General features: G+C 70.7%; 9 protein-coding genes. All 9 read right to left on the bottom strand.

The features are described 5' to 3' along the window. Positions 1 to 308: 308 nt before the first annotated feature. Positions 309 to 1994: a ribonuclease J gene (locus ACFXHB_RS34410; protein WP_380579127.1), complete on the bottom strand. Its 1686-nt coding sequence runs from the start codon at positions 1992 to 1994 to the stop codon at positions 309 to 311. A 171-nt stretch (positions 1995 to 2165) separates the two neighbouring features. After that, on the bottom strand, positions 2166 to 3065 hold the full coding sequence (gene dapA, locus ACFXHB_RS34415; RefSeq protein ID WP_380579129.1) for a 4-hydroxy-tetrahydrodipicolinate synthase: 900 nt from the start codon (positions 3063 to 3065) through the stop codon (positions 2166 to 2168). A gap of 215 nt (positions 3066 to 3280) precedes the next feature. Continuing rightward, positions 3281 to 4012 (bottom strand): FAD-dependent thymidylate synthase, encoded by a 732-nt coding sequence (gene thyX, locus ACFXHB_RS34420; protein ID WP_380579131.1) that lies wholly within the window; start codon positions 4010 to 4012, stop codon positions 3281 to 3283. Further along, the gene (locus ACFXHB_RS34425) at positions 4009 to 4470 is read right to left on the bottom strand and encodes a hypothetical protein (RefSeq protein ID WP_380579133.1); all 462 of its coding nucleotides are present in this window, start codon (positions 4468 to 4470) and stop codon (positions 4009 to 4011) included. Before ACFXHB_RS34425 ends, thyX begins: the two co-directional genes overlap by 4 nt. Positions 4471 to 4477: 7 nt before the next feature. Beyond that, positions 4478 to 5245: a 4-hydroxy-tetrahydrodipicolinate reductase gene (gene dapB / locus ACFXHB_RS34430; protein WP_380579135.1), complete on the bottom strand. Its 768-nt coding sequence runs from the start codon at positions 5243 to 5245 to the stop codon at positions 4478 to 4480. Between the two features lie 14 nt (positions 5246 to 5259). Next, a complete protein-coding gene (locus ACFXHB_RS34435; protein WP_380579137.1) occupies positions 5260 to 6636 on the bottom strand; it encodes a M16 family metallopeptidase in 1377 nt (458 codons plus the stop codon). An 83-nt stretch (positions 6637 to 6719) separates the two neighbouring features. After that, positions 6720 to 8927, bottom strand: a complete 2208-nt coding sequence (locus ACFXHB_RS34440) for a polyribonucleotide nucleotidyltransferase (RefSeq protein ID WP_380579139.1) — start codon at positions 8925 to 8927, stop codon at positions 6720 to 6722. 466 nt (positions 8928 to 9393) lie between these two features. Next, complete coding sequence (rpsO, locus tag ACFXHB_RS34445; protein ID WP_148645116.1) at positions 9394 to 9684, bottom strand: 30S ribosomal protein S15; 291 nt, start codon at positions 9682 to 9684, stop codon at positions 9394 to 9396. Positions 9685 to 9847: 163 nt separating this feature from the next. Then, complete coding sequence (eccD, locus tag ACFXHB_RS34450; RefSeq protein ID WP_380579142.1) at positions 9848 to 11305, bottom strand: type VII secretion integral membrane protein EccD; 1458 nt, start codon at positions 11303 to 11305, stop codon at positions 9848 to 9850. Between the last annotated feature and the right edge of the window lie 475 nt (positions 11306 to 11780).

Genomic DNA, 11780 nt, shown 5'->3' on the forward strand with positions numbered 1-11780 from the left:
TGTTGAGTTCTCAAGGAACGGACACTTCCTTCGGACCGCCTTCCAGCGGGCCCTCCGGGCGCTTCGTTCTTTCGTGTTCCCAGCTTATCAGATGTCTTCCACACCGTTTCCGGCGCTTCGTTTATCCGATTTGCTTTCGCCTTTCGGCGCTCCCGAACTCTAGCAGAGTTTTTCGGGCCGTTTTCCGCACTCCGTACTCGAATTTCGTTCGAGAACTTCCGGCAGGCCGTCCCGTGGGGCAACCCGGAGAACATTACGCACCGGGTCGCCCCACGTCAAACCGGACGACGGGGTGGTCGCGCGGAGGATCAGACCTCGACGACGACCGGAAGGATCATCGGACGGCGGCGGTAGTTGTCCGCCACCCACTTGCCGATGGTCCGGCGGACGAGCTGCTGGACCTGGCGGATCTCCAGGACGCCGTCGCTCGCCGAGCGGTCCAGGGCTTCCTGGAGCTTGGCGGCCACCGGGACGAAGGCCTTGTCGTCGATGCCGGAACCGCGGGCCTGGATGGTCGGACTGCCCACGATCTTCCCGTTGGTGGAGTCGACCACCACGAAGACCGAGATGAAGCCCTCCTCGCCGAGGATCCGGCGGTCCTTCAGGGAGGCCTCGGTGATGTCGCCGACGGACGAGCCGTCGACGTACACGTAGCCGGCCTGCACCTTGCCGACGACGCGGGCGACGCCGTTCTCAAGATCGACGCAGACGCCGTCCTCCGCGATCACCGTGCGGTGCTTCGGCACGCCGGTCGCGATGCCCAGGTCCGCGGCTGCCCGCAGGTGGCGCCACTCGCCGTGGACCGGCATCAGGTTGCGCGGCTTGCAGATGTTGAAGAAGTAGAGCAGCTCGCCGGCCGACGCGTGACCGGAGACGTGCACCTTGGCGTTGCCCTTGTGCACGACCTTGGCGCCCCAGCGGGTCAGGCCGTTGATCACCCGGTAGACGGCGTTCTCGTTGCCGGGGATCAGCGAGGAGGCCAGGACGACGGTGTCGCCCTCGACGATGCGGATCTGGTGGTCGCGGTTGGCCATCCGGGACAGCGCCGCCATCGGCTCGCCCTGCGAACCGGTGCAGATCAGCACGACCTCCTTGTCCGGGAGGTCGTCCAGCTGCTTGACGTCCACGACCAGGTTGCCGGGGACCTTCAGGTAGCCGAGGTCACGGGCGATGCCCATGTTGCGGACCATCGAGCGGCCGACGAAGGCGACCTTGCGCTTGTACTCGTGCGCGGCGTCCAGCACCTGCTGGATGCGGTGCACGTGGCTGGCGAAGGAGGCGACGATGATGCGCTTGTCGGCGTTGGCGAAGACGTTGCGCAGCGCGGCCGAGATGTCCCGCTCGTGCGGGATGAAGCCGGGGACCTCGGCGTTGGTGGAGTCCACCAGCAGCAGGTCCATGCCCTCCTCGGCCAGCTTCGCGAAGGCCGGGAGGTCGGTGAGGCGGCCGTCGAGCGGCAGCTGGTCCATCTTGAAGTCGCCGGTGGCGACCACCATGCCGGCGGGCGTGCGCACGGCGACGGCCAGCGCGTCCGGGATGGAGTGGTTGACCGCGATGAACTGGCAGTCGAAGGGGCCGATCCGCTCGCGGTCGCCCTCCTTCACCTCCAGCACGTACGGACGGATCCGGTGCTCGGCGAGCTTGGCCTCGATCAGGGCGAGGGTGAGCTTCGAACCGATCAGCGGGATGTCCGGGTTCTCCCGGAGCAGGTACGGGACGGCACCGATGTGGTCCTCGTGCCCGTGGGTCAGGACGATGCCGTCGATCTTGTCGAGCCGGTCCCGGATGTAACTGAAGTCCGGGAGGATCAGGTCGACGCCGGGCTGCTCGTCCTCGGGGAAGAGGACACCGCAGTCGATGATGAGCATGCGGTCCCCGTATTCGAGGACCGTCATGTTGCGGCCGATCTCGCCGAGGCCGCCGAGCGGAGTGATGCGCAGGGCACCCTCCTTGAGGGCCGGGGGCGCGCCGAGTTCGGGATGCGGGTGGCTCAAAAGACTCTCCTCACGACGCACGCCATATGCCCGGGGTTCTCCCCCGAAAGACATATGGCGTGCGTACTCAGTGTCGGTTTCCTACTGGGTCGGTGCTCTCGCGCCTTCGTTCCGGTCCAGCGGCGGACCTCTCGGGAGGTCCGGCGAGCCGGGGCGCGCACGTCTTGTCTGTTACAGGTGTACCCCGCCGGCGGCGAGATCCTTCTTCAATTGCGCGATCTCCTCGGAAGTCGCGCCGACCAGTGGCAGCCGGAGCGGTCCGGCCGGCAGGCCCCGCAGCTCCAGGGCCGCCTTGGTGAGGATGACACCCTGCGTGCGGAACATACCGCTGAAGACCGGCAGCAGGCTCTGGTGGATCGCCGTGGCCTTGGCCACATCTCCGGCCAGGAAGGCGTCGATCATGCTGCGGAGCTCACCGGCGACCACGTGCCCGACCACGCTGACCACACCGGCGGCGCCGACGGAGAGCAGCGGCAGGTTGAGGACGTCGTCGCCGGAGTACCAGGCCAGGCCGGAGCGGGCGATGGCCCACGCGGCGGCGCCGAGGTCGCCCTTGGCGTCCTTGTTGGCGACGATCCGCGGGTGCTCGCCGAGCCGGACCAGCGTCTCGTGGCTCAGGGCGACGCCGCTGCGGCCGGGGATGTCGTAGAGCATGACCGGCAGGCCGGTGGCGTCCGCGATGTGGGTGGTGTGCCGGTACAGGCCCTCCTGCGGGGGCTTGCTGTAGTACGGCGTGACGACCAGCAGGCCGTGCGCCCCGGCGGCCTCGGCCTGCCGGGCGAGGTCGGCGCTGTGGTGGGTGTCGTTGGTGCCGACGCCGGCCACCACGTGGGCGCGGTCCCCCACCGCGTCCACGACGGCACGGACGAGCCGGGCCTTCTCGGCGTCGCTGGTGGTCGGGGACTCACCGGTGGTGCCGTTGAGGACGAGGCCGTCATTGCCTGCGTCGACGAGATGTGCGGCGAGGCGCTGGGCGCCGTCGAGGTCGAGCCCGCCGTCAGCGGTGAACGGGGTCACCATCGCGGTCAGGACCCGGCCGAACGGCGTCTGGGGGGTGGAGGTCGGAGCCATGCGTCCAAAACTACTCGTAGGCGGTGGGGCGGTACCCAGGCCGGTCCAGGGTTCGGACAGGTGTGGCGCGCGGAGCGGCACGACGATGGGATTCCGGTGCTGCGTGCTCGGGGGTTCACGCAGCACCGGAATCCGTGTCATGAGCGTAGGGAGCGGCTAGAAAAGCCGCAATCCAGACATGCCAGGCAAGCCGCCCATATGCCCGTCGCCCCAGGTCAGGGGGCGACCCGGCCGTGCTTCTCGAAGGCCGCATGGGTGAGCGGCATGAGCCGGGCCCACTGCTCCTCCATCTGCTCGGCGACCATCTCGATCTCGCGCTGCGGGAACGACGGCACGGCCGCGTTCTCCTTCTTGGTCCGCAGCGACAGGAAGTGCATCAGCGAGCGGGCGTTGCAGGTGGCGTACATCGAGGAGAACAGGCCGACCGGCAGGACCGCGCGGGCCACCTCGCGGGCGACACCGGCGGCCAGCATCTCCTGGTAGCGGTCGTACGCCTCGCGGTAGGCCTTCTCCATCGCCCCGGTGACGGTGCTGAACTGCGCCGCGGTGCCCTCGACGAACTCGTAGCGCCCCGGCCGCCCCTCCTGGACGAGCTTGCGCTCCGCCCCGGGCACGTAGAACACCGGCTGCAGCTCGCGGTAGCGGCCGGACTCCTCGTTGTACGACCAGCCGCTGCGGTGGCGGTGGAACTCCCGGAAGACGAAGATCGGCGCGCTGATGAAGAAGGTCATCGAGTTGTGCTCGAACGGCGTGCCGTGCCGGTCCCGCATCAGGTAGTTGATCAGGCCCTTGGACTTCTCCGGGTCCTGCCGCAGCGCCTCCAGGGACTGCTCCCCGGCCGTCGAGACCCGGGCCGCCCAGATGACGTCCGAGTCGGCGGCGGCGCTGCGGACCAGCTCCACGGTGACATCGCTGCGGAACTGGGGGGCCAGAGGTTCGTCGGTCACGCGGTACTCCTTGCGGGTTCGGTGGTGCTGTGCAGCCGGATCGCGTGCTGCATGGTCTTGCGGGCGCGCGGGGTGTCGCCGGCGTCGGCGTACGCCACCGCGAGGCGGAAGAAGACCCGCCAGTCGCCGGGTGAGGCCTCCGCCTCGTCCTTGCGGCGCGCGAACACCGCGTCGGCCGAGTCCCGGTCGATCCGGCCGCCGGCGGTGCGCTTGAGCTCGTCCACCGGCAGGCCGCCCTCGGCCTCCAGCTCGCGGGCGAGCCGCTCACTGGCCCGGCCGAAGCGAACGGTCTGGCGCAGGAACCAGACCCCGATCGGCGGGACGACGAAGGCGCACAGGCCCAGGCCGATGCCGAGCGGCTTGCCGGTGGCGATCAGCTGGACGCCCTCGCCCACGCAGACCAGGGCCACCAGCAGCAGCACGCCGGAGAGGACGAAGAAGCCGGTACGGGAGGTCATCCTCGGCTCACAGGTCCAGGAAGTGTTCGAGGCCCAGGGTCAGCCCGGGGTTCTCCACGACCTTGCGCACACCCAACAGGATGCCCGGCATGAAGCTGCTGTGGTGCAGCGAGTCGTGCCGGATGGTGAGGGTCTCGCCCGTGTCGCCGAACATCACCTGCTGGTGGGCGAGCAGCCCGCGCAGCCGGACGGAGTGCACCGGCACCCCGTCCACGTCCGCGCCGCGCGCGCCGGGCAGGCTGTGCGTGGTCGGGTCCTGCTGCGGCGGCCGGCCGGCCTCGGCGCGGGCGGCGGCGATCAGCTGGGCGGTGCGGGTGGCCGTGCCGCTCGGCGCGTCGGCCTTGCGGTCGTGGTGCAGCTCGACGACCTCGACCGACTCGAAGTACTTCGCGGCGGTCTGGGCGAACTTCATGCCGAGCACGGCGCCGATGGAGAAGTTCGGCGCGATCAGGACGCCGACCGGCAGCGGCGGCCGGCCGGTGGCCTCGGCCGGGTACAGCCAGTGCTCCAGCTCGCCCAGCCGGGCGTCGTTCCAACCGGTGGTCCCGGTGACCACGTGGATGCCGCTGTGGACGCAGAAGTCGAGGTTGCGCATCACGGAGTCCGGATGCGTGAGCTCGACGGCGACCTGCACACCGGCCGCGGTGAGCTCCTCCAGGTCCGAGTCCCGGCCCAGCGTGGCGACCAGCTCCAGGTCGGGGGCGGCCTCGACGGCCTTGACCGCCTCGGAGCCGATCCGGCCCCTGGCGCCGATCACGGCGACACGCAGCGTCATAGCGAGAAGTCCCTTCAGACCAGCAGGTCGGCGAGCCGGGCGGCCCGCTTGTCGTTGATCGGGCCGATCAGCGCGAGCGAGGGCCGGTACGCGCCCAGCACATCACGGGCCACCGCGTGGACGTCGTCCAGGGTCACGGCCGCGATCTTCGCCAGCATGTCGTCCACCGACAGGTGGTGGCCGTAGCTCAGCTCGGCCTTGCCGATCCGGTTCATCAGGGAGCCGGTGTCCTCCATGCCGAGCACGGTGGAACCGGAGATCTGGCCGATCGCCCGGCGCAGCTCCTCCTCGGTGATGCCGTCGGCGACCACCTTGGCGAGCTCCTCGCGGCAGATCCGCAGCACCTCCTCGACGCGCTTGGGCTGACAGCCGGCGTAGATGCCGAACAGGCCGCTGTCCGCGTAGGAGGAGGAGTACGAGTAGACCGAGTACGCCAGCCCGCGCTTCTCCCGGACCTCCTGGAACAGCCGCGAGCTCATCCCGCCGCCGAGCGCCGCGTTCAGCACGCCCATCGCCCAGCGGCGTTCGTCGTGGCGCGGCACACCGGGCACGCCGAGCACCAGGTGGGCCTGCTCGGTGGAGCGGTTGAGCACCTCGACCTTGCCGGCCGTGCGCAGGGTCTTGACGCCGCGCCGGGCCTCGGCGGGCTCGGCGGTGGAGCGCGCCAGCAGCGGTGCGAAGGCCCGCTCGACCTGGCGGACCACCTTGCGGTGGTCCAGGTTGCCGGCCGCGGCGACGACCAGGTGCTCGGGCTTGTAACGGCGGTGGAAGAACCCGGCGATCTGGTCGCGGGTGAGGCCGTTCACGGTCTCCTGGGTGCCGAGGATCGGGCGGCCGAGCGGGCCGCTGCCGAAGATCACCTTGGCGAAGAGGTCGTGCACCACGTCGCCCGGGTCGTCCTCGGCCATCGCCATCTCCTCCAGGATGACGCCGCGCTCGGCCTCGACGTCCTCCGGGCGGATCAGCGAACCGGTGAGCATGTCGCAGACCACGTCGATGGCGAGCGGCAGGTCGGTGTCGAGCACCCTGGCGTAGTAGCAGGTGTTCTCCTTCGCGGTGAAGGCGTTCATCTCGCCGCCGACCGCGTCCAGGGCCGCCGAGATGTCCAGCGCGCTGCGCCGCTCGGTGCCCTTGAAGAGCAGGTGCTCCAGGTAGTGGGTGGCCCCGTTGAGCTGCGGGGTCTCGTCCCGCGAGCCGACGCCGACCCAGATGCCGAAGGTCGCGGAGCGCACCGTCGGCAGGGTTTCGGTGACGACCCGCAGGCCGCCGGGGAGGACGGTGCGGCGCACCGTGCCGGCGCCGTCCACGCCCTTGAGCAGGGTCCGGGTGGTGCCGGGGCGCTGCTTCGCCGCCGAGGCCTGGGCCACGGGGTGTACCTCCGTAGAGAGCATGTGCAACAACAGGGTGCGGCCCGCACGCCGAGTGGGCGTGCGGGCCGCGGCCGCTTCTATCGAACCGGCGGGCTAGCGGCGCTTCACTCGGAAGCGTCCTCGCCGCCCTCTTCGCCCTCGACGACCGGGATCAGCGAGAGCTTGCCGCGCGGGTCGATCTCGGCGATCTCGACCTGGACCTTGGCGCCGACGCCGAGCACGTCCTCGACGTTCTCCACGCGCTTGCCACCGGCGAGCTTGCGGATCTGCGAGATGTGCAGCAGGCCGTCCTTGCCCGGCATGAGCGAGACGAACGCGCCGAACGTCGTGGTCTTCACCACGGTGCCCAGGTAGCGCTCGCCGACCTCCGGCATGGTCGGGTTGGCGATCTGGTTGATCGTCGTACGGGCAGCCTCCGCCGAGGGACCGTCGACCGCACCGATGTAGATGGTGCCGTCGTCCTCGATGGTGATGTCCGCGCCGGTGTCCTCCTGGATCTGGTTGATCATCTTGCCCTTGGGGCCGATGACCTCACCGATCTTGTCCACCGGGATCTTGATGGTGATGATGCGCGGCGCGTTCGGCGACATCTCGTCGGGCGCGTCGATGGCCTCGTTCATCACGTCGAGGATGTGCAGGCGGGCGTCCTTGGCCTGCTTCAGCGCGGCGGCCAGCACGGAGGCCGGGATGCCGTTCAGCTTGGTGTCCAGCTGCAGCGCGGTGATGAAGTTGCGGGTACCGGCGACCTTGAAGTCCATGTCGCCGAACGCGTCCTCGGCGCCCAGGATGTCGGTCAGCGCGACGTAGTGCGTCTCGCCGTCGATCTCCTGCGAGATCAGGCCCATCGCGATACCGGCGACGGCGGCCTTCAGCGGCACACCGGCGTTCAGCAGCGACATGGTCGAGGCGCAGACCGAGCCCATCGAGGTGGAGCCGTTGGAGCTCAGCGCCTCGGAGACCTGGCGGATCGCGTAGGGGAACTCCTCGCGGGTCGGCAGCACGGGCAGGATCGCCCGCTCGGCCAGCGCGCCGTGGCCGATCTCGCGGCGCTTGGGCGAGCCCACGCGGCCGGTCTCGCCGACCGAGTACGGCGGGAAGTTGTAGTTGTGCATGTAGCGGCGACGCGTCTCCGGGGAGAGCGTGTCGAGCTGCTGCTCCATGCGCAGCATGTTCAGCGTGGTGACACCCAGGATCTGGGTCTCGCCGCGCTCGAACAGGGCCGAGCCGTGGACACGCGGGATGGCCTCGACCTCGGCGGCCAGGGTGCGGATGTCGGTGACACCGCGGCCGTCGATGCGGACCTTGTCCTTGATGACGCGCTCGCGCACGACCTTCTTGGTCAGCGCGTTGTACGCGGCGCTGATCTCCTTCTCGCGGCCCTCGAACTCCGGCAGGAGCTTCTCGGCGGCGATCGCCTTGACGCGGTCCAGCTCGGCGTTGCGCTCCTGCTTGCCGGCGATGGTCAGCGCCTGCGACAGCTCGCCCTTGACCGCGTCGGTCAGGGCGGCCAGCACGTCGTCCTGGTAGTCCAGGAAGATCGGGAACTCGGCGGTCGGCTTGGCGGCCTGGGCGGCCAGCTGCGACTGCGCGGCGCAGAGCGCCTTGATGAAGGGCTTCGAGGCCTCCAGGCCGGCGGCCACGACATCCTCGGTCGGCGCCTCGGCGCCGCCCTCGACCAGCTTGATGGTCTTGGTGGTGGCCTCGGCCTCGACCATCATGATCGCGACATCGCCGTCGGGCAGGGTGCGGCCGGCGACGACCATGTCGAAGACGGCGTCCTCCAGCTCGCTGTGGGTCGGGAACGCGACCCACTGGCCCTTGATCAGCGCGACGCGGACGCCGCCGATCGGGCCGGAGAACGGCAGGCCGGCCAGCTGGGTGGACGCGGAGGCGGCGTTGATGGCCACCACGTCGTACAGGTGGTCGGGGTTGAGCGCCATGATCGTGCAGACGACCTGGATCTCGTTGCGCAGGCCCTTGACGAAGGACGGGCGCAGCGGCCGGTCGATCAGGCGGCAGGTGAGGATCGCGTCCTCGGAGGGCCGGCCCTCACGACGGAAGAACGAGCCGGGGATGCGGCCCGCGGCGTACATCCGCTCCTCGACGTCCACGGTCAGCGGGAAGAAGTCGAAGTGCTCCTTCGGCTGCTTGGAGGCGCTCGTGGCCGACAGCACCATGGTGTCGTCGTCCAGGTAGGCCACGGCGGAGCCGGCGGCCTGACGGGCCAGACGGCCGGTCTCGAAGCGGATGGTACGGGTGCCGAAGGAACCGTTGTCGATAACGGCCTCGGCGTAGAACACGTTCTCTTCCACCTGGAAGATCTCCTCTTTCGTACGTCTCCGGGAGAGCGCCCCCGCGCATTGCTGCCGGTGGCCCTGGGCCCTCTTTCGCAGAGGAAGGCAGTCGGGCCGGTCTTCGATCGAAGCCTCCGGTGGGCCCCGCTCGGTCGGCGGGGCTTCCGGCGGCCACTACCGAGGACCGGCGCCTCTCGGCTGCCGGGCCGGGGCGGGCGGTCCGCGTCTGGACGCTCTCTCGGATGCGGGCGGCTTCCGTTTGAAGCCTTCGTCCCGCGGGGGTCGGGGTCTGTCGCCCGGGTGGCGCGGTGTCGCGCCATCACCCGGCATGCCCACAACCCTACGGTGCAATCCTCGGCCACCAGGGGAGGTGCGCGCGAGTTGTTATACGCGGTCGTGATGTCCGGGGCGCCGCGGGTCGTCGCCCGCGGCATACGCGCGAGGGGCGGCTCCCCGGTGTGGGGAGCCGCCCCGAGCGGCGGTCTTAGCGGGCGCCGCCGGCGGCACCGCGGCGGATGCCCAGGCGGTCGACGAGCGTACGGAAGCGCTCGATGTCCTTCTTGGCCAGGTACTGGAGAAGGCGACGACGCTGGCCGACCAGGATCAGCAGGCCACGACGCGAGTGGTGGTCGTGCTTGTGGGCCTTCAGGTGCTCGGTCAGGTCCGAGATACGGCGGGAGAGCATGGCCACCTGCACCTCGGGGGAGCCGGTGTCGCCCTCCTTCTGGCCGAACTCGGCGATGATCTGCTTCTTGACGTCAGAGGCGAGTGCCACTGCAACTCCTTCGGGGTGATACCGAGCGGGCCTGGTCTACGGCACAGGACTCTGTGAGAACTCGGTGTCGTGACTGAGTGCGGCCGGCGGTCTGCGACCCACGAGGGGCGGACACCCTGCTGCACTCGAAGGGCAAGCGTACCAGTGCCCCCGGCGCGACCGGTCAGCCGGTCGCGCCGCGGACCAGGCTGTAGACCTCCAGGACGCCCAGCGCCAGCGGGACGAGGGCGATCAGGGTGAGGCTGTCGACCAGGTCCAGGACGCGCCCCCAGAACGGCGAGACGCCGAGCCGGGGCACCACCAGGGCGATCGCGGTGAGCACTGCGGCGCCGAAGGCGATCGAGGTGGCCAGCCAGATGGTGCGCAGGTCCACCTCGGTGGAGCCGGCGGCCTTCAGGATGAACAGCGGGGTGTGCAGCGAGAGGCCGACGATCAGCAGCGACAGGCCGAGCAGGCCGGCGATGGTGAGGCTGAAGACCTGCGCGGTGTAGCGGAACAGCCGGGCGCGCAGCATGGTGGCGATGCCGAGGGTGAGGGCGAGCAGCTCCGGGAAGAGCTCGTCGGTGAAGCCGAGGACGGCGCAGGCGCCGACGATCACCGCGGCGCAGCCGCCGACCAGGCCGACCAGCACCTCGTGGCCGCGGCGGGCCTGGTGGGCGATGCGCTCGTACTGGACGGCCTCGGCGCGGCCGGCCTCCTCGTCGTAGTCGCGGCTGCGGGTCCGGGTCTGGCCGGGGGCGCTGAAGCCGACGGGGAGGCGGGCGAAGCGGGCGGAGAGGCTCGGCAGGAAGCCGATCACGGCGACGGCGGCGACGCCGGTGACGGCGGCGATGTGGTTGGCCGGGGTCGCGGGCAGCAGGACGGCGGCGAAGGTGGCGAGCGCGCCGGCGGCGGCCAGGAAGGCGGCGGCGACGAACAGCGAGTCCTTCTCCGGCAGCAGGCCGACCAGCAGGACGGCCACCACCAGGACGGCGACGCAGCCGGTGAGGAACTGGAGCCGGCCCGGCCCCTCCCAGCGGTGGGCGACCGCGATGACGCCGCTGCCGCCGATCAGCGCGTGCGGCAGGGCGCCGAGGCCGAGCGCGAGCGCCGCCCAGGCGTCCTGGTAGACCCGGGCCCGGACGCCGGCCAGGGCGGTGAGCACGATCGCGATGACGCCGGACAGCACGCCCGGCAGGCCGTGCATGTCGTGGCGCAGGTCGGAGAACCAGAGCGCGAAGCCGAGCAGGGTGAGCAGCACGCCGGCGCCGATCAGGCCGAAGGCCCGCATCAACTCGGGGCTCCAGAACCGGCGGTCGGCCTCGACGGCGGTGGCGATGGCGTCGGCGACGTCGTCGTAGACGGCCGGCGGCAGCGACTCGGCGAAGGGGCGCAGGCTGAGCAGGTCGCCGTCGCGGACCTGCTGCGCGGCGAGCGGCAGGCCGCTGTCGAGCACGGTGCCGTCCCGGCGGACCAGGTGGAAGCCGGTCGGGGCGCCGTCGGGCTGGGTCTGCCCGGAGAGCCGCAGCACCTCGGGGTAGACGTCGGCGAGCGGGACGTCCTCGGGCAGGGCGACGTCGATCCGGCTGTCCGGTGCGACGACGGTGACCCGGCAGAAGCCGGTCGTGGTGGCGCCGCTCATGCCCGCACCTCGCCGACGCTCGACGCCGGTCGCGCGCGGCGCGCTTCCCTGACGAGTGGCTCGCTTCGCTCGCTCACTGCGCACCCCTCGGTCGCTCGACGCACTGGGCGCTCCCCCTTGTTTGACGGTGCCGCTCTACCGGCGGCGGTCGTGCTTGGCTGCTGGCGCGTGCAGGCCGGGCTGGAACTGACTCGATCCGGCCATGAGTTGGCGCGGCGTTACCCTACCCGTTCCGTTCCGGCCCGCCACCGTGCAGGGGTTGGTGGGGCGGCGGCCCGCGGGACCGGTGACCGGCACCGGGCGCCCTGGCTGATCCGCCGGAACGGGCCCCAGTAGGATCGGCCCCTGCGCAAGCCGACGGGGGCAGGGGCCGCGCTCCTCCCCGGGTGCCTGCGGTCGGCGGAGCGGGGGCGGCGTCACACGGGGCGCCCTCACCCGTACGTATCCAGTTGCGTGAGGGCTGATGCCGAAGTGA

This window comes from Kitasatospora sp. NPDC059327, from assembly GCF_042752535.1.
Classification (GTDB): domain Bacteria; phylum Actinomycetota; class Actinomycetes; order Streptomycetales; family Streptomycetaceae; genus Kitasatospora.